Here is a 23,834-nt window from a genome sequence, read left to right as displayed (position 1 = left end):
CGCCTCAATTGTGGGCGAGGGTGCGGTCCGCGAGCGCCGCGATCGCCGGCGCCAACAGCCGGGAGTATTCGAAGGTCAGGTGGCTCTGGTCGAGATAGACCAGGGTGTTGCCGACGATCACCGGGCAGCGGTTGGCGGTGCAGAACAGGTCGGTGAGGTCGGCGTATTGCCCGCCGCCGGCCGCGGTGGCGGCGGATTCGGCGGCGATGCCGGGTTCGTTCACCGCGGTCGATCGGGTCGGCGAGCAGGCCGTGGCGTCATCGAGGTGGCCGGACAGGCAGATCGGTACGTATGACTGTGGGTCCGGGATGGGCCCGAGCACCAGCACCTGGGCGCCGGTGCCGCGCAGCTCCCGCACCAGCCGGAAAAGACTGTTGTTCCACGCCGAGTCGTAGGACGTGAAACCCGACGGCAATCCGTAGCGGGCACCGTATCGGCGCATTACGTCGAGCAGGATCAGCCGCGGGTGTTCGCTGCCCAACCGGTCGACGATCTGCCCGCGCCACCGCGTGCACTCCGTGTAGTCCCGGTGCAGGGTGGGGCTGACGATGCGCAGGTCCAGCAGCGGGCAACCCGCCTTGGAGAGCATCTCCAGCCGCCAGTGCCGCTGGGTGGCGATCTGCCGTAGGGCCGGGTTCCACATCGCGGCGGTGGAGTCGCCGACGAGGGCGACCGTCGTGGTCGAGGCGGTGTCGCCCGCGGCGCACTCGGGCTGTCCGTCTTGGAAGAAATTGCGCATGCAGCCGTCACGGAACAGGACCCCGTGTTGGGCCGCGGCGTCGGCCAGGGAGGGTTCGAGGTTCGACGGTACGGCTTTGAGGTCGGCCGATGCCGCCACCGCGGCGTGCGCCTGCGCGAACGCCTGCTGTACCGCTGCGTCGTAGGCCGCGATGCCGGAGCCCGCGGGCGCAGGCGCCGCGCTGATGCTGAGTGGGGCGGCCGGTCCGCCGTGGCCGACCGGGGTGGGCACCCACGCCAACAGCGCCACGCCCACACAGACCGCTACCGCGGTGGCGGCCCCACCGAGGGCGAGACTGACCCGCGCCGAGCGGCGCACGGGATCGGCGAACCGCAGCGGATTCTCGATGAACCGCAGCGTCAGCACGGCCAGCGCTCCGGAGATGATCGCCGCCGTCAGCCGGGCGACCAGCCCCAACGGGTGACCCAATAGCGCCGGTGCGAGCAGCAGCACCGGCCAGTGCCACAGATACCACGAATAGGAGATCCGGCCGATCGCGCGCATCGGCGCCAAGCCCAACACTCGGCCGCACCCCTGCGACGGTGTCGCACAGCCGGCGCCGATCACCAACATCGCGCCGACCGTCGGCAACAGCGCGGCGCTACCCGGATACAGGGTGGCCGGACTGAGCTGGTTGCTCGCAACAAGGATCGCCACCAACCCGGCCCAGCCGGTCAGCGCGGCGGCTCGTGCCGGCAGCCGCTGCCACTGCCCGGCCGTCAGGGCGACCAGCCCCCCGGCGGCCAATTGCCAGGCCCGGGTGGGCAGCGAAAAGAACGCGATCGGCGGTGCCACCTGGGTGACCTCGAACGACAGCGCGAATGACGCGGCCGCGACCAGCGCCAGCACGACGAGATAGGGGCGTTGCGAGGAGCCGGTCGCGGGCTGGGCGCGCCGGCGTGCACGCCGCACGAGCCACGCCGTCCCGATGATGAGCGGCGGCCAGATCAGGTAGAACTGTTCCTCCACACCGAGCGACCAGTAGTGCTGGAACGGCGACGGCGGCATCATGCCGCCGAAGTAGTCGACGCCTTGCTGAATGAACCAATAGTTGCTGACGTACAGGGCGCTGGCGATGCCGTCGAAGATGACGCTGCGGGCCTGCAGCGGGGGGAGCAGGATGGCCGAGCCGATCAGGGTGATGACGCCGACGGTGGCCGATGCTGGGAGGAGTCGGCGGGCCCGGGCCCCGTAGAAGTTGCCCAGCCGGACGGTGCCGGCGCTGCTCACCTCCCGCCACAGCAGCCCGGTGATCAGGAAGCCGGAGATGACGAAAAATACGTCGACTCCGACGAACCCGCCGTCCATCCCGGGCACGTCGGCGTGAAAGAGCACCACCGCCAGCACCGCGACCGCGCGCAAGCCCTCGATGTCGGGGCGGAACCGCGACTGCGCCGGGCGCCGGGCCCGCGTTTCTTCGGCAGGGCGAACGCTGTCGGACTGGCGCAAGGTCACCTACCTGGAACGAGGACTCGTTCTTCGAACCGAGGAATTATCACACACGCGTTCAACACGCCCGCCCGACTTGGGCACTATTCGAAACCGCGGTGCCGATAAGTGTGCGATGACCGCTGCCGGCGGTGTGAATTTTCGAAGCGGGCCGGACAGTCCCGGCCTCCCGCGGCAAGCAGCGTCCCCATTCGGTGCATCCAGCTAGGAGGGGTTTTCCCGACAATGGCCGGGCTGCGGTCGATGGTGCAGAACAGGGAGCTGAGGTGACTCTCACCAGCCGAGATCTGAGTAGAACAACCTCGACACGTCACTTGTCCGTTCTTTGATGGTGAGAATTTCGCGGTCGCTGAGTCGAGTCTTCCAGTTTAATATGTTCGCTTTGCTGTTGCGTTTAAGGCTAAATTCATCCCCGGTCACCGGCTGGGATGGGTTCTGCTCGCCCGAGCCCTCCTCAATTGCGGTTCGGACGTTCGGTAGGAATTCGAGTCCCAGCTCGGCGTAGACTTTTCGAAAACTTTCCACGGGATCCATAGATAATTCTTCGTGTTTAAGGAAGAGCCACCCTGGATAGCGCATGCGGTACTGATTTATCACCGTGTAGATGCAGTTCCATAAAAGGGCGCCTTGAAGGATGATATCTTGTTCGTTCTCGGCATAATAGCGGATATCCGATGCGAAATCCCGCAATCGAGTTTCTCGCATAAGCTCTGGTTGCCTCACGAAGTTGTTGAAGTCGAACTTCCAGTTCAATACTTTGAGGCTAGAGCAGAACGCGACAGGGTGCCTGATCATCACCACGACATTCATATCGAAGTGGTGGGCCAGCCAGGGGGCGGAAAACACTGCGAGCGGATCTTTCATGACGGCCGTGTGTTTTCGCAACCGGTGTGTGGAAAGATTTGCGAAAGCCAACAAAACGCGCGCCGCTTCTCGTGCACTTTTGGAGTGAACAAGATTTGTTCTCACCGGGTATTTAAATTCAAGCAGATCCTCGAGGTATTTCTCGAACCTGCCAGAATTCTTGTCCGTTATGTACTGAAACTTTACTTTGAGAGGATCGGCGAAGCCGCACAAGTCGCCGTTTTCTGGAGTGAACGGCTCGTGGATGTAACCCATATCGGGTGCAAGGGCAATCATTCGGCCGACCCAGGTCGTGCCCGTTCGGGGCGCACCGGTAACGAGAATCCGCCTTCTGCCTTTAAGCGGATCGACGAGCTCCTGCTTTATGGGCATCTGCGTTTTCCCTTCGCATCGTTCAGTCCGCCTGGCGCAGCCGGCGCCAATTGGCGGCGCCACCCCCTATGTGGGAACCGCTCGGCGGTACCCCGGGAAGGGGCAAGCGGGCCACGGGGGTAGAGACGCGCAGAAGCGTCACCGGATGGGGCCATGAGGAGTAGGGCGCACCGGCCTTGGCGCCCTGGCACGCTTATGGCGGGGGCCCCGCCGTGCCGACGACGCGCCGGCGCCGTGTTCACGTTCAAATGCATTTGTAGCCTTGACCTCCCACGCGAACCTGACCTGGTCGCCGTACGTGCGACTTGTCCGGATTTCCGGCTCATTGACCCCGACATGTCGGGGACCGTAGCATCAAAAAATCCGGTTTTCCGGACAATCAGTTCGAAATCGTGGACTGGACTGAATCCGGAAAACCGGACCAGATGTCCGCCCGGTGGACGTACCATCGGGCCATGGCGACCCGTGACGGCCCGAAGCAACTCGACACCGTGCTGTCGTACCTGGTCGGTAGGCGGCTCTCCACGAAGGAGCTTTGCGAGGCCCTGGAGATGAGTCGCACGACCTATTACGAGCAGCGCCAGGACGCCAGGTTGATCTGCGCGGACAATCTGATCAGGGCCGCACGTAACCTGGGCCTTAACGAGGTTGATCTGCTCGTTCGTTACGGCCTGATCGCCGCGGGCTCGGCGGTCGAGTATGTCGAGGAGATCTCGTCCAGGCCTCTCGTGGGGACGAAGGAAAAGACCCAGACCAGACGCGGGGCCAGCATCGACCTAGATGCGCCGGGCTTATGATCGCTCTCGCTTTCTACCTCGTCGCCTTGGGTGTCGTCGGCTGGGCACAATGGGTGCGCCGCGGCACCTGGCGTATGCAGTGGGAAGCGCCGACAACCGGTGCGAGCCTGATGCTCGCAATCTCGTTAGTGCTCATTGCCCCAGCCGCCGATCCTGTGATTGGCCGAGCACTGTTCCTGGTCACCGGTCGCTACCACGTGGATGACCTACTCGGTCACATCATGGCGCCCGCGGCGCTGGCGTCGAGCACGCTTGCCGGTCTGATGCGCATGCCGTCGATGCGCGACCGGATCATCCCCCTCTTGCACTGGCCTTTCACCCTGGCCGTCGGCGCCATGGTCGCGCTGTTCACCCGTACGAGCGCTTCCCATGACCCCACGCCCGACATGTTCCAGATCCCGCACGACCACCACTGGATCGAGGCGTACTTCGCGGTCGTTTGGTTGCTGCTGCTCTACTTAGGAGCCCTCAACGCCTGGGTCGCGCTCAGGCTGCGACGAGACCCCCGCTCGCGCCCGGTGGCCCGGGCATGGCTGATCGGAGTCGGCTTCGGCGCCGGCGGCATGGTCGGTTGGGCACTCCCATGGCTGCACCTCACCGCCTGGTACGACTGGGGCCGACTCGCCATGTGTGCGGCAACAACCGTATTCGCCATCGCCACAGCCCGCTCATGGCAACGCAAATTGGACCCCTGGCGCGACCTCCTCAAGGCCACACGAGCCCGGATCTGACGCCCAGATCAGGAATTTGTCGGGCGCACGACCGCCGACCTGGTTGGGGATTGCGCGCACCGCAAGCGTTCTAGCCGGTCGGCGATGTCGACACTTTCAAGTGGGTACTTACGCCTGCTCGCCGATCCAGTCGAGCAGCGCGGGCAGCCCGTCCTCGAGGGTCCACTTGGGGCGCCAGTCCAGCTCATTCTTCGCCGGGTCGATGTCACACCGTGCGGCGCGCACGTCACCGTCGCGGAACTTCCCGACGACGTTCGGTTGCGGGGCGCCGCAGATGGCGGCGATCTGGTCGGCCAGCTGGTGGATGGTGGTCGGGATCCCCGACCCGATGTCGAGGCAGCGCGACCCGTTCGCCGGCTTCTCGATCGCGGCGAACAGCGCCTCGACGATGTCGTCGATGTAGACGAAGTCGCGCAGGATCCGTCCGTCCTCGTAGACCTCCAGCGCTTGCCCCTGGCGCGCTAATCGCGCAAATAGAGCGACGATCCCGGTGTACGAATTGGTCAGCGACTGGCCCGGCCCGTAGACGTTCTGCAGCCGCAGCATGCTCAGATTGGTGTCGTGGGCGGCGGTCCAGGCGGCCAGGATGTGCTCCTGGGCGAGTTTGGTCGCGGCGTAGATGTTGGTGGGCCGCGGTTCCGTTCGGGCCGCTGAACTCGCCAGCGGGACCACCGGATCGTCCGTGGGCCCCTGGGGATCCCAAATGCCGGCCAGCAGCTGGGCGTGGCTTCTGGGCTGCGGGTAGAAGATCTGGGAGCCGGATTGCCAGGCGCCCTCGCCGTAGACGGCCCGTGACGACGCCAGCACCAGTTGGTCGGGCGTGTGTCCCGAGCGGCTCAAGGCGTCCAGCAGCTGGGTCGTGCCCACCACGTTCACCGAACCGTGGCGCGTCGCCTCGGACAGCGACTGCGCCGTTCCCGTCTCGGCCGCCAAATGGACGATCTGGGACGGACGGAACAGCCGGAGCACGGCATCGCAGTCGGGGGCGTGGGTGACATCGCCGGTGAAGAACCGCGCCGACGGCGGCAGGTCGATCGCCGCCCGGTCGCCATGCACCTGCGGGTGCAAGACGTCCATGACGGCGACGTCGTAACCGGCGTCGAGGAGACGGCGCGTGAGCGCAGACCCGATGAAGCCCGCCCCGCCGGTGATGAGAACGCGTGTTGACAACGGACGACGCCTCCGGTTACTCGGTGCCGGAAATTCGGTGACCGGCACGCGTTGCCAGGGGTGCGGTCCGGGTGATCATACCGAGACCCCACCTGCTGATCGGCCGTATCGACGGGAAGACAACTGGCTCAACCCCCGGTCGGCGTGTGGTCGGCCAGCGGCCGGGCGCTGGCGAGCGTGCGGTCGGCCAGCGCGCCCATCGCGGGTGCGAGCTCCCGCGCGTACTGGCTCGTCAGGTGATCGTCGAAGTACACCATGGTGTTGCCCACCACGGCCGGGCACCGGTCGGCGGTGCAGAACAGCTCGGCAAGGTTTTCGTAGTGTCCGCCGCCGGCTTTGGTGGCGGCGGACTCGTCCGCGATGCCGGCCCGGTTCAGCGCCTTCGACCGCGGCGAGGAGCAGGCCGTCGCATCGGTAAGGTGGTCGGACAGGCAGATCGGCACCGACTCGTAGGGATTCGGAACCGGCCCCAGCACCAGCACCTGCGTGCCCATCCCGCGCAGCTGCTGCACCAGGCGGGTCAGCCCGTCGGACCATGCGCGGTTGTACGGCTTGGGCAGGTAGTCCAGGCCGCCGTAGCCGCGGGACATGCTGACCACGACCAGCCGGGGGTGCTCGGTGCGCAGCCGGTCCATCATCGCGCCGCGCCACTGCTCGCAGCGTTGAACGTAGTCGACCATGCGCCCGACGAAGCCGTTGACGGGCAAGCTCATCGGCGGGCACGCCCCCTTGGTCAGGGTCTCCAGCCGCCAGTGCCGCTGCTCGGCGACCTGCTGGAACGCCGGGGACCACATCGTGGCATGCGAGTCACCCAGCAGGGCAACGGTCGTCGTCGACGTGGTGTCTCCCATCACGCACCCGGGTTGTCCGACGCCCAACAGGTTGCGCTGGCAGCCGTTGTAGAACTCGGCTCGGTATTCGGCCGCCGCGTCGGCAAGCTGCGGTTCGAGGTTCGACGGCACGGCCTTGAGGTTCGCGGCCGCCATCACCGCGGCGTGCGCCTGCGCAAACGTGTCGCGCACCGCCGCGTCGTAGGCGTCGATGCCCGCGGCCGCCGGGGGAGGCGACGCGATGATGGTCAACCGCGCGGCCGGCGCGCCGCCACCGACCGGGTTGGGCACCCGGTCCACCAGCACCACGCCCACGCAGACCGCGACCGCGGTCGCGGCGGCGCCCAGCGCGAGGCTGGCGAGGGAGGACCGGCGTATCGGGGCGGCGAATCGGAAGGGATCCTCGATAAAACGCAGCGTGAGCACGGCCAGTCCGCCGGAGATGAGGACCGTCGCCAGCCTCTCGGCCAGCCCCAGCCGGTGTCCCAGCAGGGGTGCCGCGAGCAGCAGCACCGGCCAGTGCCACAGGTACAACGAGTAGGAAATCCGTCCGATGCTGCGCAGCGGCGTCGTCGCCAGCAGGCGCCCGCATCCCCCGGCGGGAGTGGCGCAGCCGGCGCCGATCACCAGCACCGCACCCAGCACCGGCAGCAGCGCCGCGGTGCCGGGATAGAGGGTGCCCGGGCCCAGCAGGCTGCAGGCCAGCAGGATCACGGCCAGACCCGCCCACCCCAGGATGGTGGCAGCGCGCGCCGGCAGGCGGCGCAACTGGCCGGCCATGAGGGCTACCAGGCCGCCCGCCGCCAGCTGCCACGCCCGGGTGGGCAGCGAGAAGAACGCCACCGAGGGCGCCACGAAAGTGGCGGCCAGCGACAGCGTGAAGGAGACGGCCGCGACCAGGGCGAGGACCACCAGATACGGGGCTTGCTTGGAAGGGGCTCCGCCCTTGCTGCGCCGGCGCACGAGCCGGATGAGCCACGTCGTGCCGATGATCAACGCCGGCCACACCAGGTAGAACTGCTCCTCTACACCGAGCGACCAATAGTGCTGAAACGGCGACGGCGGTTGCGCCGGGGAGAAGTAGCTCAAGCCCTCGTGCGCGAAGTGGTTGTTGCTGACATACAGCGCGCTGTAGATGCCGTCCTCGAGCACGCCGCGCGCCTGCAGCGGCGGCAACAGCGCGGCGGAGCCGATCGCGGTGATCACGCCCACCACGGCCGAGGCCGGCAGCAGCCTGCGGGCCCGTGCGCCGTAGAAGCGGCTCAACTTCACCGTGCCGGCGGAGCTCACCTCGCGCCAGAGAAGCCCGGTGATCAGGAAGCCCGAGATGACGAAGAACACGTCCACGCCGACGTACCCGCCACCCACGCCGGGCAGGCCGGCATGAAAGAGGACGACAGCCACGACCGCGACGGCGCGCAGGCCTTCGATGTCGGGACGAAAGCCCGAGGCTACTGAGCGCTGACGCAGCGGTCCGTCGACTGGGCTAACGCGGTCGGCGTGGAGCAAGGAAGCAACCTAGAAAGAAGAAGAATGAGGACGTGTTCCCCCGGTCCGGGGAAGTATCACACACGTGTTGAACGCATTCGGTATGTTTGCGAATCATTGTTCATCGTCTTCGGCTCGGGAGCCCCGCGCTCCGTGGGCTGCCAAGAGCTGACGGAAGGCGGCCCGAAGGTTGTCCCGTTTGAGGTCGGAACCCGGAGCGCGCCCGTGAACCTGGAGGTGGACCGGTGAGCGTCGTCCATAGCCCGAAGGTGGAACGTCCACACGTGGACCGGACCAACCTTCATAGCGTATGGAAAGCGGTTCTGGTCGGGGTCGCGCTTCTGCTGGTCGCGGCGTGCTATGCCCAGCCGCTGCTGCTCGTCGCGCTCGCCGTGCTGCTGGTGTTCTTCGCGGTGGCGCGCCTTGTCTACCGGGACCGCGACCGCTACATCCCGAACCTCTATGCGCGGGACACCAGGGTGTATGACGAGGCGTATCGCGCGTTCATCCGCCGCACGCTCGAGGACATGCGGCGGTGCAAGATCGGCGGCCACACGCTGCTGTGGGAGGCCTCGCGCCTGCCGGCGCCAAGCCCGCAGGGCTCCGACGAACTGATGCTCGACCTGGGCGTCTGGCTCGGCTGGTCGACGCGGCTGATGTCCGACGCGTCCGGCCGCCAGGTGTACGGCTTCGACACCTTCGAGGGCCTCGTCGAAGACTGGCAAATCGACGACCAGGCCCTGATCAAGCAGGGAACCTTCTCCCTGTCCGAACCGCTCGCGCAACGTTCCATGCAGGACACCGGCGTGAGCCTGCAGGACGGGGTGCCCGCCGCGCTCGGTCGCAAGGTGCAGTTCGTCAAGGGCAGCACCTACGACACGCTGGCACCGTTCCTGGCGGATCGACCGGGCGCCCCGATCGCGTTGTTCCACATGGACCTGGACACCTACGAGAGTTGCCTCCATGCGCTGGAAACGTGCAAGGAGCGCTTCGTCGAAGGATCCATTCTCGTCTTCGACGAATACCTCGTCACCAACGCCGAAATGCTGGCGTTCTTCGAGTTCCAGAGCAAGTACGAGCTGGAATGGCGCTACCGGGCGTGGGGCCTCGAGATCATGGAGATGAACCTGGAGATGGTCGTCTCCCGGTGGAAGCGCGCGACCTACTACCTGCCCTGGATCGCCGGGTATTGGTTGGTGGGCGACGGCAGCTATGTCTGGAAGTTCTTCCGCAAGCGGTTCTGGCGGTTCTGGCTGGGCGCACCGATCGGCGACATCTTCTTCATGCTCGGCGCCGCCGGACAGCGGAAGTCGGTCAGCCTCGAAATCACCGGTCTCGGCAAGCTGGACCCGAACCGCCGGCGTGACCGAAACAGTAGCTGACCGGCAGTCCCTAGGGCCGCGATGAAGTTTGTGTTGGCAAGCTGGGGAAGTCGCGGTGATGTCGAGCCCAACCTCGCCGTCGGGCGGGAGCTGGCGCTCCGGGGGCACGACGTGTGCATGGCCGTCCCGCCCGATCTGGTCGGCTTCGCGGAGGCGGCCGGGGTCGCGGCGGTCGGCTTCGGACCGGAATCGCGGTCCATCCTGGACTCGCACCGCGAATTCTGGACCTGTTTCTTCAGCCGCCCCTGGCGGATCAGGGATCTGATGCGGGCGCGCGGCGCGATTGGCGGACCGCTACTCCAAGGCTGGCGGGAGATGAGCACCACGCTGAGGTCGCTGGCCGACGGCGCGGACCTGATTTTCACCGGGATCAATTTCGAGGACGCCGCCGCCAACGTCGCGGAGTACTACGACATCCCCCTCGCCACGCTGCACTACTTCCCGCTGCGTCCCAATGGTCAGACCCTGCGCTTCCTGCCGGCGCGGTTGCGCCGTTCGGCGGTGGCGGCGTTCTGGTGGGTGTCGTGGCGCGGGATGAAGAAGGTGGAAGACGCCCAGCGCCTTGACCTCGGCCTGCCGCAGGCGACAGGGTCCGCACCGCGGCGGATCACCGAACGCGGCTCGCTGGAAATCCAGGCCTATGACGAGGCCTGCTTTCCCGGCCTTGCGGCCGAATGGGCGCAATGGGATGCCCAGCGCCCCTTTGTGGGCACGCTGACGCTGGAAATGCCGACGGACGCCGATCACGACGTCGCGTCCTGGATCGCCGCGGGTACGCCGCCGATCTTCTTCGGGTTCGGCAGCATCCCGGTCGAATCGCCGGCGGACACGATCGCCATGATCGCCGCGGCCTGCGCGCACCTGGGCGAGCGGGCATTGGTCGGGGCCGGCGGAACCGATTACAGCGACGTCCCGCCCTTCGACCACGTCAAGGTCGTCGGCACGATGAACTACGCGACCGTGTTCCCCGCCTGTCGCGCGGTCGTCCACCACGGCGGCTCGGGCACCACGCCTGTTGCCATGCGTGCGGGTGTCCCGCAAGTCATCCTTTTCTGGGACCTCGTGCACGCGGTGTACGGGGCGGCCGTGAAACGGCTCGGGGTCGGCACCGCCCGGCGCTTTTCGACCGCCAGCGAGAAAACGTTGACCGAGGATTTGCGCACCATCCTCGCCCCGGAGTACGTCGTCCGCGCCCGCGAGCTCGCCACCCGGATGACCGAACCCGCCAAGAGCGCTGCGGCCGCCGCGGACCTCCTGGAGAATTTCGCCCGCCGCAAGCGTGGTGGTTGATCGGCAATTGCCCGGCAGCCGCCACGGCCAGGAAGTATGGTTTAGCACTTGTTAGACACAAGTAGAAGGGCAAGGAGCTCCATGAAGTTTGTGCTGGCGTGCTGGGGAAGCCGTGGCGATATCGAGCCCGTCGCCGTCGTCGGCCGTGAGCTGGCGCGCCGCGGGCACGACGTGTGCATGGCCGTCCCGCCCGACCAGATCGCCTTCGTCGAGAAGCTCGGGCTTTCGGCGGTCGCCTACGGGGTCGACTGGTCGGAAAGCATGAAGCCGTTGCGCAGCTTCATGAGCCTGTTCTTCCGCGAACCCTGGCGAATCCGCGGCCTGATCAAGTTCTGGCGCGACAGATGGGACGTCTTCACCACGTGCTGGGCCGACATGAGCCGGACGCTCGTGGCGGCGGCGGAGGGCGCCGACCTGCTGCTGACCGGCCAGAGCTGGGAGGAGCAGGCCAGCAGCGTCGCCGAGTACTACGACATCCCGCTGGCCACCCTGCACTACAACCCGATCCGGGCCACCGCCGCCCGGCAGGTCAGGGCGTACGAGTGGGGATATTGGCTGCTGAGCAAGAAGGTCGAGGGCGCTCAGCGCCGTGAACTCGGCCTGCCGAAAGCCACCAAGCCCGCGCCCCAGCGGATCGTCGAGCGCGGCTCGCTGGAGCTGCAGGCCTACGACGCGGCGCTGTTCCCCTGGTTGCCGGCCCAATGGGCGGAATACACCAAGGAACGGCCCAACGTCGGCACGCTGACGTTGGAGTGGCAGACGGATGCCGACGACGAGATCGCGGCGTGGATCGCCGAGGGGGAGCCGCCGATCTCGTTCGGATTCGGCAGCATCCCGGTGGACGACCCGATCGAGATCATGGCCATGATCGGCGCCGCGACCGCGGAGTTGGGCGTGCGGGGGCTGGTGGTCTCCGCCGGCAGCGACTACAGCAACGGCCCGCACTTCGACCACGTCAAGGTGGTGGACACGATGAACTACGCGCGGATCTTCCCCACCGTCCGCGCGATCGTGCATCGCGGGGGTTCGGGCACCACGAACGCCGCCCTGCGCTCGGGCGTGCCCGCGTTGATTCTGTGGAAGCTGCCCGATCAGTTCTTCTGGGGGAACCAGATCAAACGCTTGAAGGTCGGCACCGCCCGGCGCCTTTCGACCGCCACCAAGGACACGCTCGTCAAGGACCTGCGCACCATTCTCGCCCCGGAGTACGCGACCCGGGCGCGCGAAGTCGCCGCCCAGATGAGCGTCGCCTCCAAAGGCACCGTGGCCGCCGGCGACCTGGTCGAAAACTTCGCCCGCTCGCGGGTGGCCGGCTGACGGCTGACCGGGGAGCCGGCGAGCATGGGCGAAAGCGCCGCTCGCCGCCGGTCAGACCGGCCGAATGGGGTGAGCTGCGAGCCGCTTCGCCCGCGCGTCGACGAGCAATCTGCGTGACTGCCGTCTCAGTTACCTATTCGCGTGACAGGCGTCTCACCCAGCAAGTATGGTCTAGAACTTGTTATACCCATGTCGAGTAGACGGTCTGGAGACGCGGTTGAGCATCAATCCCTTCGATGACGGCGGGGGCTGCTTTTTCGTCCTGGTTAACGACGAGAAGCAACAGCAGATGATCGGCGGTAGGAAATGACCGAACTACAGAACGGTCTCGAGACAGCAAAGCCGGTACGTGGATCGCAGGGGACGGGCGACAGCTTCGCGATCGTCGGCTACGCGGTGCGCCTTCCGGGCGCACCCGATGCGGACGCCTTCTGGGACGTGCTGCAGCAGGGGCGCGACGCGTTGTCGGAGGTGCCCGCGGACCGCTGGGACGTCGACCAGTTCTACGACCCGGATCCCGACGCGCCCGGAAAGATCGTCAGCCGCCGGGCCGGCTTCATCGACGACGTAACCGGGTTCGACGCACCGTTCTTCGGGCTGTCGAACCGGGAAACCATGCTGATCGACCCGCAGCACCGCATCCTGCTGGAAACGGCGTGGCAGGCGGTCGAGCATTCGGGAACCGCCCCGTCGGATCTGGCGAACACCAAGACCGGCGTGTTCATGGGTCTGGGCACCCATGACTACCTGGGCTTGATCTCCGAACAACTGAGTTACGAGGAGATCGAGGCCTACGTCGCGATCGGGACGTCGTCCGCCGCGGGTGCGGGCCGGATCAGCTACGGGCTGGGCCTGCAGGGCCCGGCGGTGTCCGTCGACACCGCGTGCAGCTCGTCGCTGGTGGCCGTCCACCAGGCGTGCCAGGCCCTGCGCTTCGGGGAATGCGACCTCGCACTGGCCGGCGGGGTGAACGTCCTACTCAGCGCGAAAACCGCGATGACCTTCTCCCACGCGCACATGCTGGCACCGGACGGCCGGTGCAAGACCTTCGACGCGGCCGCCGACGGCTATGTGCGCGGCGAGGGCTGCGGTGTCGTCGTCGTCAAGCGCCTCGAGGACGCCATCCGCGACGGCGACCGGATCCGGGCCGTGATCCGCGGCAGCGCGGTCAACCAGGACGGCGCGTCGGGCGGATTGACGGTGCCCAACGGGGTCGCCCAACAGCGGGTGATCGCCGAGGCGCTGCAGTGCGCGGGTGTCGCGCCGGGCGACGTGGGATACCTGGAGGCGCACGGGACCGGCACCTCGTTGGGTGACCCGATCGAAGTCCAGGCCGCCGGTGCCGCATTGGGCAAAGGGCGCGACGCCGACCGGCCGCTGCTGATCGGGTCGGTGAAGACGAACATCGGGCACCTGGAAGCGGCCGCGGGAATCGCGGGACTGATCAAGGTCATCCTGTCGCTCGAGCACGAGGTGCTGCCGAAGCACCTGAACTTCAGCAAGCCGTCGCCGCACATCCCGTGGGACCGGCTTCCCGTGAAGGTGGTCGACGAGGCCCAGCCCTGGCCGCGCGACGGCCGGCCGCGGATCGCCGGGATCAGTTCGTTCGGGTTCTCCGGAACCAACTCGCACGTCATCCTCGAGGAAGCGCCGGCGGTGGCGCCGGTCGCCGCGGCACCCGAGGCGCCGGCGGACGACAGGCGGTTCGCCCTGTTGCCGCTTTCGGCGCGCACCCCGGTCGCCCTGGCGGAGCTCGCCAAGGCATACAGCGGTTGGCTCGCCGACCACCCGGACGCGTCGCTGGCCGACCTGTGCTTCACCGCCGGGTCCGGGCGATCGCACTTCGAGCACCGGGCCGCGCTGGTGGTGAATTCGACGGAATCCGCACGCGAGCAACTCGCCGCGCTGGCCGACGATCGCCCGGCGCCGGGCCTGCTGCGCGGTGACTGCACCGATCGGCCGAAGACGGCGTGGTTGTTCACCGGCCAGGGCAGCCAGTACGCCGGCATGGCGCGGGAGCTCTTCGAGACCGAACCGGTGTTCGCCGAGACGATGAGCCGGTGCGCGGCCGCGGTGGCCGACGTGCTCGAAAGACCGCTGCTGGACGTGATTTTCGATCCGGATGGCGACGACGCCCTGCGGCAAACCAGCTACGCCCAGCCCGCCTTGTTCGCGGTGGAGATGGGCCTGGCCCGGCTGTGGCAGTCGTGGGGCTTCGAGGCCGACGTGGTGATCGGCCACAGCGTCGGCCAGTACACGGCGGCCTGCGTGGCGGGCGTGTTCAGCCTCGAGGACGGGATGCTGCTGATGGCCGAGCGCGGCCGCCTGTTCGGCAGCCTGCCCGACGGCGGCCGGATGGTCGCGGTCTTCGCCGCCGCCGAGCGCGTGGAGGGCATCACCGACGAGTTCCCGAGCCTGTCGGTGGCCGCCTACAACGGGGCCAACACCGTGCTGTCGGGGCCCGTCCAGGATCTCGACCAGGCGGTGGCCGGCCTAGAGGACGACGGGGTGCGCTGCGACTGGCTGGACACCAGCCACGCGTTCCACTCGGCCCTGCTGGATCCGGTCCTCGACGAATTCGAGTCGTATGCGAACCGGTTCGAGTTCGGCGCGCCACAAAAGACATTGGTGTGCAACCGCACCGGCGCGGCCCTGGGCAGGAGCGCGAAACTGGACGGCGCCTACTGGCGCCGCCACGCGCGCCAGCCCGTCGAATTCGCCAAGAGCGTCCGCACCCTGGCCGAACTGCACTGCACCATGCTGCTGGAGATCGGCCCCCAGCCGATCCTCACCGCCGCGGCCATGCGGGCGTGGCCGGACCCGGCCACCGCGCCCCGGGCGATCGCATCGATGCGTCGGAACATCGCCGATCACCGCCAGATCACCGAGGCGCTGGCCAACGCCTACATCGTCGGGCACCGACCCGACTTCGCCGCGCTGGCGCCGGCGACCGCGCGCAAGCTCGACCTGCCCACCTATCCGTTCCAGCACCGCCAGTACTGGTTCCGCGAGCAGCGGGTCGCGTCGGCCCCGGCCGCCGGTCAGGTCTCCGCCGCGCGCACCGAGGCCGTCGGGCTCCTGGAGGACGGCCGGATCGAGGAGCTCGCGGCGCTGCTGGGCGGCGGGACCGCCGATCAGCAGGCCATCGATGTGCTCAAACAGCTTGCGGCAGAACACAACCAGCAGCGCAATGCCCAGTCCATCGCGGACTCCCGCTACGAGATCCGCTGGGAGAAATCCGCCGCCAAGGCCTCGGGCACGACGGCCGGCGAGGGCACGGCGTGGCTTCTGGTCAGCGACGACGCCGAGGCGGTCGCGCCGCTGGTCGACGCGCTCACCGCGCGCGGGGACCGGCACCGCATCGTGGGGCTCCCGGTGTCCGACGCCGACGCGGATCGGCTCAAGGAGACGCTGCGCGCCGCGCTCGCGGACGACCCGACGCTGCGCATCCTGCATCTCGCGGCCCTCGGATCCGACACGGCGCCGTCGACGCAATCGCTGCTGCGGATGCAGCACCAAATCCTGAGCGGTACGCGGCGGCTCTTCTGCGCCGCGGTCGCCGCCGACCTGCGGGCACCCATCTGGCTGATAACCCGTGGCGGACAACGGGTCACCGCCGAGGACAAGGTGTCACCGGCGCAGTCCTGCCTGTGGGGGTTCGGTCGCGCCGCCGCGCTGGAACACCCCCGACTGTGGGGCGGCCTGGCGGATCTGGCCGCGGGCGGCGCCGCGGACGGCGGGGTGTGGTCCCGGCTGATCGACCAGCTCGTGGCCGCGCCGGCCGGCGAAGACCAACTCGCGCTTCGGGACCAGGCGGTCTACGTTCCCCGGCTGACCCGACGCGCGGGGCAGCCGGCCGGGACACCGCTGGCGCTCCGCGGCGACGCGACCTATCTGGTGACCGGCGGGCTGGGTGCGATCGGACTGGAAGTCGCGGCGTACCTGGCCGCGCACGGAGCCCGGCATCTGGTGCTGACCAGCAGGCGCGCGCCCAGCGACGCCGCGCAACACAGCATCGACGCGATACGCGAAGAGTCCGGCGCCGAAGTCCGGGTCATCGCCGCCGACGTCTCCAACCCCCACGACGTCGCGCACGTCCTGGCCACCGTGCGGGCCGAACTGCCGCCGCTGGCCGGCGTCGTGCACGCCGCGGGCGAGATCAGCACCACCCCGCTGCAAGCCCTGGACGACACCGAAGTGGATCGGGTGTTCGCCGGGAAGGTTTGGGGCGCTTGGAACCTGAGCGAAGCCACGGTCGACCTGAAGCTGGACTTCTTCCTCAGCACCTCCTCGATCGCCGGGGTGTGGGGCGCCGGCGGTCAGACCGCCTACAGCGCGGCCAACGCCTTCCTCGACGGGTTGGCCTGGCGGCTGCGTGAGCAGGGCGTTCCCGGGATCAGCGTCAACTTCGGCCCGTGGCTGAACGCGGGCATGGCCGACGAGGCCGCCCGCGCGGAACTGGACAAGCGCGGGGTCCGGCCGTTGTCGCCGGCCGATGCGCTGGCGGGGATGGCCGAAATCATGGCGTCTTCGGGCAAGGGCACCTCGCACGGGGTGGTGGCCCGGATCGACTGGGCCAGCTTCCTGCCGCTCTACCAGATGGCGGGCAAGCGATCGTTCTTCACGCAGTTGCAGGCTGAGGTGCCCGAATCGGAACAGGCACCGTCGGAGTCCGGGACCACGCAATTGGTCGACCGGCTCACCGCGGCCCCGGTGCAGCAGCGCAAGAAGCTCGTCGTGGACTACCTGCGCGACGCCGTCGCGGACGTGACCCGCATCGACCCCGCGGAAATCCGCGAGGAGGCCGGGCTTTTCGACCTCGGCATGGATTCGCTGATGGCGGTCGAACTGCGGCGCCGGCTCGAGCGCGCGGTCGGCGCGGAGCTGCCGTCGACCCTGGCGATGGACTACCCGCGTATCACCGACGTGGCGAATTTCCTCATCAACGACGTCCTGCGCCTCGACGCGCCGGCGCCCGCGAGCGCGGCGGCGCAGCCGGCGCCGGTCGCGGCCGCGGTGACGGCGCGCACGGACGAGCCGATCGCGATCGTCGCGGTCGCGTGCCGCTTCCCGGGTGCGCCCGATCCCGAGGCCTACTGGGACCTGCTGTCCGGCGGTGTCGATGCGATCCGGGAGATCCCGGATGACCGCTTCGACGTCGACGAGTATTACGACCCGGATCCCGAGGCGGCGGGCAAGATCTACACCCGCTACGGCGGATACCTGGAAAGCATCGACGGGTTCGACCCGGAGTTCTTCGGCATCTCCCCGCGCGAAGCCGTGTGGATGGATCCGCAGCAGCGGCTGATGCTGGAGATCGCGTGGGAGGGCCTGGAGCGTGCCGGGTACGCGCCGGCGGCGTTGCGCGGCAGTCGAACCGGCGTGTTCGTGGGCGTGGCCGCCAACGAGTATTCCCAGCTGCTGAACGCCAACTCGGTCGAGACCATCGAGGCCCACTTCATCACCGGCAACGCCCTCAATGTCATCGCGGGCCGGGTGGCGTTCGCGCTCGGGCTGGAAGGCCCGGCGATGGCGGTGGACACCGCGTGCAGCGCCTCGCTGGTGGCCGTGCATCAGGCCTGCCAGGCCCTGCACTCCGGTGACTGCGACATGGCGCTGGCCGGTGGGGTGAACGTCTTGGTGAGCCCGGCATCCATCGTCGCCACCGCGCGCGCCAGGATGCTGGCCGCCGACGGCCGGTGCAAGACGTTCGACGCCGCCGCGAACGGCTACGCGCGCAGCGAAGGCTGCGGCATCCTGGTGCTCAAGCGGCTCAGCGACGCCCAGCGCGACAACGACCAGATCTGCGCGGTCATCCGGGGCAGCGCGGTCAACCAGGACGGTGCCTCCAGCGGCCTGACCGTGCCGAACGGCGGTGCGCAGCAACGGCTTATCGCCGCGGCGCTGGCTCGCGCCGGCCTTGTCGGCGGGGACGTCGATTACCTCGAGGCGCACGGCACGGGCACCTCGCTGGGCGACCCGATCGAGGTCCAGGCCGCCGCGGCCGCCTACGGCGCCGGCCGCGAGCCGAACCGGCCGCTGCTGATCGGCTCGGCCAAGACCAACATCGGGCACCTCGAGTCGGCCGCGGGGATCGCCGGTCTGATCAAGGTCGTGTTGTCCTTGCAGCACGAGGTCCTGCCGCGAAACCTGCACTTCGAGAACCCGTCGCCGAACATCCCGTGGGACTCGCTGCCGGTCCGGGTGGTGGACCAGCCGATTCCCTGGCACGCCAACGGCAGGCCGCGCCGCGCCGGGACGAGCTCGTTCGGGTTCTCCGGCACCAACGCGCATGTCCTGATCGAGGAGGCGCCGTCGCCATCCGAAGCGGCCGACGCCACCGCGGCGCCGGAGCCCGTTACCGAAGCCGAATCCATTGGCGTGCTGCCGCTGTCGGCGCGGTCACCGGAGGCGCTGACGGTGTTGGCGCAGCGGTACGGGGCCTGGCTGGAGGAGCACCCGGAGGCCGACGTCGCCGACGTGTGCTACACGGCGGGCGTCGGGCGTTCGCACTTCGAACACCGCGCGGCGTTGGTCGTGGACTCGGTCGCGGGAGCCCGCGAGCTGCTGGCCGGGTTGGCCGAGAACCGGCTGGGGCCTGGCGCCGTGCGTGGCGTGTGCGGCGACCCGCCGAAGACGGCGTGGCTGTTCACCGGTCAGGGCAGCCAGTACCCGGGAATGGCGCGCGAACTGTTCGACACCGAACCGGTGTTCGCCGACACGGTGCGGCGCTGCGCGGAAGCGGTCGATCCGATGCTGCCGCGTCCGCTGCTCGAGGTGCTGTTCGACACCGACGGCGACGCCGGAGAAACCCTGCGGCACACCTCGTTCGCGCAGCCGGCGCTGTTTGCCGTCGAGATGGGCCTGGCCCGGCTGTGGCAGTCGTGGGGCATCGAGCCGGACGTGGTGCTGGGGCACAGCGTGGGCCAGTACGCGGCGGCGTGCGTGGCGGGCGTGTTCAGCCTCGAGGACGGGGCACGCCTGATCGCCGAACGCGGCCGGCTGTTCGGCAGTCTGCCCGAGGGTGGGCGGATGGTCGCGGTCTTCGCGGACGCGCAAAAGGTGGACGGCGTCGCCGAAGAATTCCCGCACATTTCGGTGGCCGCCTACAACGGCCCCAACACGGTGCTGTCGGGCCCCGGCGCGGACCTCGAGGAGATCGTCGCCCGATTGACCGGTGAGGCGGTGCGCTGCACGTGGCTGGACACCAGCCATGCCTTCCATTCCGAGCTGCTGGACCCGGTGCTTGACGAATTCGAATCGTACGCAAACACATTCGAATTCGCCGTCCCGACGCTGCCCCTGGTGTGCAACCGGACCGGCGCGCTCCTCACCGCCGATACCCCGCTGGACGGCCAATATTGGCGGCGGCACTCCCGCCAGCCCGTGCAGTTCGCCGAAAGCGTGCGCACCGTGGCGGCGCTGGGCTGCTCGGTGTTGATGGAGATCGGTCCGCAACCGGTCCTGACCAACGCCGCCGTGCAGGCGTGGCCGGAATCCTCGGCCGCGCCGCGGGCGATCGTGTCACTGCGCAAGGACGCCGACGCGCGGCGCCAGATGGCGGACGCGCTGGCCGCCGCTTACGTCAGCGGCCACCGTCCCGTCTTCGCCGCGCTGCACCAGCGGCCGCGCCGCAAGCTCGAGCTGCCCACCTACGCGTTCCAGCGCCGTCGCTTCTGGCCCAAGAACGCCGACATCCGCGGCATCGACGGGCATGGCGCCACCGGATCCGGAATCCTCGGGAACGCAAAGGATCTCGCCTCCGGCGACTCCGTCTACACCAGCCGGTGGTCGGTCAACACGCAGCCGTGGCTGGCCCATCACGTCATCTACGGCGTCGTGGTCGTTCCGGGCGCGACGTACGCGGCGATGGCCCTCGCCACGGTCGGGGCGCCGGCGCAGGTGCGCGAAGTGTTCTTCTACGAACCGATCATCCTGGGCGACAAGAGCTCCCGGGAGGTGCAGCTGACGGTGCATCCCGTCGATGACGGCTGGACCTTCCAGGTGCACAGCCGCCCGTACGGTGATCGTGACGCCGAGTGGTCGCTGAACGCCGACGGCCGGATCGCCGGCGGTGGCTCTGATGTGCAAGACGAGCCCGCCCTGGAGCCGACGGAATCCATCGACGCGGCCTGCGAGCGGCTGGGCCGCACGCGTCCGCAGCAGCTGTTCGACACCTTCGCGGACATGGAGCTGACCTGGGGTCCCACCTGGTCGACGTCGCTGAAATCGCTGTGGGCCGGCGACGGCGAGGCGATCGGCGACATCGCCATCGGCGAGGAGCTCGCCGAACAACTCGGCAGCGAGCCGATCCACCCGGTGCTGCTCGACCTGTGCACCGGAATCGCCTTCCCGGCTTTGGAGGCCGCGCTCGCGGCGACCGAGGACGGCGGGGGATTGAGCGACCTGTTCTTGCCGCTGCGGTACGGCCGGGTGGTGCTGCACGACGAGATGCCGCGGCGGTTCTACTGCCGGGCGCGGTGGCAGAACGGCGGCCTCGACAGCGAAACGCAGGTGTTCGACCTCGATTTCGTGGATCGCGACGGGCGCCAGCTGGGCGAGATTCGCGACTTCACCGTCAAGCGCGCGCCGCGGGAGGCGTTGCTGCGCGGGCTCGGCGGCGATGCCACCCGCAACCTGTACACCCTCGGCTGGGAGGAAGTGCCGGCACCGGCCTCGGGCGGCGCTGCCGGCAACGGCGAGGGCACCTGGCTGATCGCCGGGTTCGACGAGCTGGCGGCCGGCGTCCCCGGTTGTGTCTCCATCGAGCGCGGCTCGGATCCCGAGCGCTGGAAGCGGGAGTTGGCCGAAGCCCAGGAGCGCGGCGCGCCCGTCTCCGGCGTCGTCTGGCGCAGCCCCGGGCGGCCCGACGCGGAAGAGTCGGGCGCCGAATTCGCCACGCGGCTCGAGACCGAGATCGATGAGCTGCTGACGGTCGTGCGCGCGCTGTTGGCCCAGCAAGACCTGAAGCTCACCGGCGGACTGTGGATCGTCACGGAACGGGCGGTGGCGACCGAGCCCGGCGAGCCGGTGGACTCGGCGCAGTCGGCGCTGTGGGGCCTCGGGCGGACCGTCATCACCGAGCAGCCGAGCCTGCGCTGCCGGCTGGTCGACTCCGACGGGGCCGACGATGCCGTGCGCTCGCTGGCCGGCCTGCTCGGCGCGCCCGCCGACGAACCCGAACTCGCACTGCGACAGGGAAGGTACTTGGTGCCGCGGCTACTGCCGTGGGCGCGCAGCGGGCACCTGCCGGTGCCGCGCGCCGCGGATTACAACCTGGAGCCGACCGAACGCGGCGCGATCGACAACCTTCATCTGGTCGAGACGCACGTGCCGCCGCCCGGCGCGGGCGAGGTGCAGATCCGGGTCGAGGCCGCGGGCCTCAACTTCCGGGACGTGCTGAACGTGCTCGGTCTGTACCCGGGTGACCCGGGGCGGGTCGGCGGTGGCGACCTCGCCGGGGTCGTCACGGAGGTGGGCGCCGGTGTCACCGGATTCGAGGTCGGCCAGCGCGTCTTCGGCTTCATGCCGGGCGGGTTCCCGACCCGGGTCAACGCGCCGGCCCAGTTCCTGGCGCCGGTGCCGGACGGGGTGAGCGCGGTGGGGGCGGCGACGATACCCGCCGGGGCGCTGACCACCCGGCTCGCCTTCGACTGGGCGAAGGTGGGACCCGGTGACCGGGTGCTCATCCACGCCGCCAGCGGTGGCGTCGGTCTGGCCGCGATCCAGATCGCGCAGCAGCGCGGCGCGACGGTCTTCGCCACCGCCAGCACCTACAAGCGGGCGGCGCTGCGCAAGATGGGCGTGGAACACATCTACGACTCGCGCAGCACGGATTTCGCGGACCAGATCCTGGCCGACACCGGTGGCGCCGGCGTGGACGTCGTGCTGAACAGCCTCACCAACGAGGGGTTCATCGCGGCGACGGTGCGCGCGACCGCACAGGGCGGCCGGTTCGCCGAGATCGCCAAGCGCGACATCTGGACTCGCGAGCAGATGGCGGAGGCCCGTCCCGATATCGACTACGAGATCATCGCGCTGGACGCCTGCATCGAGCACGAACCCGAGCGGACGGGGAAGTTGCTGGCCGAGGTGGCGGACAGCATGGCCAAGGGCGAGTTGAAGCCGATCGCCGCCGAGGTCTACCCGGTGACGGAGGCCAAGACCGCGTTCCGGCGGATGCAGCAGGCTCGACACATCGGAAAGATCGTGCTGCAGATGGCGCAACCGCTGCAGCCGCGCGGGGATCGGAGCTACCTGATCACCGGCGGACTCGGGGCGCTCGGCCTGTACACGGCGGCCCACCTGGCGCAACTCGGGGCGGGCGACATCGTCCTGACGAGTCGGCGCCTGCCCGATGCCGAGGCGCAACGGGCAATCGACGACATCACGGAGCGCTACCGGAGCCGCATCCACGTCTTCGCCGCCGACGTCGGCGACGAAGCGCAGATCACGGCGGTGCTGGACCGGATCCGGGCGGAGTTGCCGCCGCTCGCGGGGGTGGCGCACCTGGCCGGCGTCCTCGACGACGCGCTACTGCCCCAGCAGAGCCTCGAAGGCTTCCGGAAGGCGCTGGCGCCGAAGGCCTTCGGCGGCTGCTACCTGGATCGCCTCACGAGGGACGACGATCTTGACTTCTTCATCGTCTACTCGTCGGCCTCCAGCGTGATCGGTTCGCCCGGCCAGGCCAACTACGCGGCCGCCAATGCGCTGCTCGACGGGCTCGTTGCGGAGCGCAGGGCGCAGGGCATGCCCGCGACGGCCATCAACTGGGGGCCGTGGGCAAAGGGCGGCATGGCCACCTCGCACGCCGCGCGCGCCAATCTCAGCGCGCAAGGCCTCATCCCGCTGGAACCCTCGGCCGCGCTCAACGCGCTCGACGAGATCATTGCCCAGGGAACCGGGCAGGCGACCGTCATCAAGGCCAATTGGCAGCGCGCCGCGAAGGGGCTGGGCGCCTCGCGCCCGGCGATGCTCGACCACGTGCTGCCGAGCGCCGTCACCGCGACGCGCGGGGACAGCGAGCTGCTGCGGCAGCTGCACGAGGTGCCCGAGGCGGAGCGCGGCAGCTTCCTCACGGAGTACCTCCGCTACGAGGTCCAGAATTTCCTGAGGCTCGCGCAACCGCCGGCCGCAACCAGCCGGTTCCTGGAGCTGGGCACGGATTCACTGATGGCGGTCGAATTCAGCAACCGGTTGCTTCCGCAGTTCGGTGGCGCCTTCACGATCAGCGCGACCGCGGTGTTCGACTACCCGACGATCGGGTCGCTGGCCGAATACCTGGCCGGTCAGGTGCCGGAGTCGGATAAGGCCGATTCGGTCGGTTTGGCCGAGCCCACCTAAATCCAGGCCACGAAATCGCCGGGCGAGGGTAGCGATCGCGTGCGGTTCAGTTCGGGAAAGGA

General features: G+C 68.7%; 10 protein-coding genes. 6 read left to right on the top strand and 4 right to left on the bottom strand.

Going from position 1 to position 23,834, the window contains the following annotated elements; all coding sequences use genetic code 11:
* Nucleotides 1-4: 4 nt before the first annotated feature.
* A complete protein-coding gene (locus AWB89_RS25590; protein ID WP_085177483.1) occupies nt 5-2,194 on the bottom strand; it encodes an acyltransferase family protein in 2,190 nt (729 codons plus the stop codon).
* A gap of 267 nt (nt 2,195-2,461) precedes the next feature.
* Nucleotides 2,462-3,424, bottom strand: coding sequence for a sulfotransferase (locus AWB89_RS25585; protein WP_085177481.1), 963 nt, complete (start codon nt 3,422-3,424; stop codon nt 2,462-2,464).
* A gap of 455 nt (nt 3,425-3,879) precedes the next feature.
* Between AWB89_RS25585 and AWB89_RS25580 the strand changes: the two genes are divergently transcribed.
* Both AWB89_RS25580 and AWB89_RS25575 read left to right on the top strand, forming a co-directional pair.
* The gene (locus AWB89_RS25580; RefSeq protein WP_241520607.1) at nt 3,880-4,221 is read left to right on the top strand and encodes a hypothetical protein; all 342 of its coding nucleotides are present in this window, start codon (nt 3,880-3,882) and stop codon (nt 4,219-4,221) included.
* Nucleotides 4,218-4,952, top strand: a complete 735-nt coding sequence (locus AWB89_RS25575; RefSeq protein WP_085177478.1) for a hypothetical protein — start codon at nt 4,218-4,220, stop codon at nt 4,950-4,952. The genes AWB89_RS25580 and AWB89_RS25575 overlap by 4 nt, the downstream gene beginning before the upstream one ends.
* Nucleotides 4,953-5,060: 108 nt before the next feature.
* On the opposite strand, the gene AWB89_RS25570 is transcribed toward AWB89_RS25575, so the two are convergent.
* Together AWB89_RS25570 and AWB89_RS25565 are read right to left on the bottom strand one after the other, a co-directional pair.
* Nucleotides 5,061-6,122 (bottom strand): NAD-dependent epimerase/dehydratase family protein, encoded by a 1,062-nt coding sequence (locus AWB89_RS25570; RefSeq protein ID WP_085177476.1) that lies wholly within the window; start codon nt 6,120-6,122, stop codon nt 5,061-5,063.
* Nucleotides 6,123-6,250: 128 nt separating this feature from the next.
* The gene (locus tag AWB89_RS25565) at nt 6,251-8,461 is read right to left on the bottom strand and encodes an acyltransferase family protein (protein ID WP_085177474.1); all 2,211 of its coding nucleotides are present in this window, start codon (nt 8,459-8,461) and stop codon (nt 6,251-6,253) included.
* A 224-nt stretch (nt 8,462-8,685) separates the two neighbouring features.
* Between AWB89_RS25565 and AWB89_RS25560 the strand changes: the two genes are divergently transcribed.
* The 4 genes from AWB89_RS25560 to AWB89_RS25545 all read left to right on the top strand — a co-directional run bounded on the left by AWB89_RS25560 (nt 8,686) and on the right by AWB89_RS25545 (nt 23,772).
* The gene (locus AWB89_RS25560) at nt 8,686-9,822 is read left to right on the top strand and encodes a class I SAM-dependent methyltransferase (RefSeq protein WP_241520606.1); all 1,137 of its coding nucleotides are present in this window, start codon (nt 8,686-8,688) and stop codon (nt 9,820-9,822) included.
* 21 nt (nt 9,823-9,843) lie between these two features.
* Nucleotides 9,844-11,112: a glycosyltransferase gene (locus tag AWB89_RS25555; RefSeq protein WP_085177472.1), complete on the top strand. Its 1,269-nt coding sequence runs from the start codon at nt 9,844-9,846 to the stop codon at nt 11,110-11,112.
* 81 nt (nt 11,113-11,193) lie between these two features.
* Nucleotides 11,194-12,429: a glycosyltransferase gene (locus AWB89_RS25550; RefSeq protein WP_085094647.1), complete on the top strand. Its 1,236-nt coding sequence runs from the start codon at nt 11,194-11,196 to the stop codon at nt 12,427-12,429.
* Between the two features lie 306 nt (nt 12,430-12,735).
* Nucleotides 12,736-23,772, top strand: a complete 11,037-nt coding sequence (locus AWB89_RS25545) for a type I polyketide synthase (protein WP_085177471.1) — start codon at nt 12,736-12,738, stop codon at nt 23,770-23,772.
* The last annotated feature ends 62 nt before the right edge of the window (nt 23,773-23,834 follow it).

The sequence above is a fragment of the Mycobacterium paraense genome (assembly GCF_002101815.1).
GTDB lineage: Bacteria > Actinomycetota > Actinomycetes > Mycobacteriales > Mycobacteriaceae > Mycobacterium > Mycobacterium paraense.
This window is presented reverse-complemented; position numbering and strand designations above follow the sequence as displayed.

Bases quoted from the DNA above. Each gene is read 5' to 3' on its own strand.
- AWB89_RS25545 (WP_085177471.1), top strand. From the start codon at position 12,736: ATGACCGAACTACAGAACGGTCTCGAGACAGCAAAGCCGGTACGTGGA.
- AWB89_RS25580 (WP_241520607.1), top strand. From the start codon at position 3,880: ATGGCGACCCGTGACGGCCCGAAGCAACTCGACACCGTGCTGTCGTAC.
- AWB89_RS25550 (WP_085094647.1), top strand. From the start codon at position 11,194: ATGAAGTTTGTGCTGGCGTGCTGGGGAAGCCGTGGCGATATCGAGCCC.
- AWB89_RS25555 (WP_085177472.1), top strand. From the start codon at position 9,844: ATGAAGTTTGTGTTGGCAAGCTGGGGAAGTCGCGGTGATGTCGAGCCC.
- AWB89_RS25575 (WP_085177478.1), top strand. From the start codon at position 4,218: ATGATCGCTCTCGCTTTCTACCTCGTCGCCTTGGGTGTCGTCGGCTGG.
- AWB89_RS25585 (WP_085177481.1), bottom strand. From the start codon at position 3,424: ATGCCCATAAAGCAGGAGCTCGTCGATCCGCTTAAAGGCAGAAGGCGG.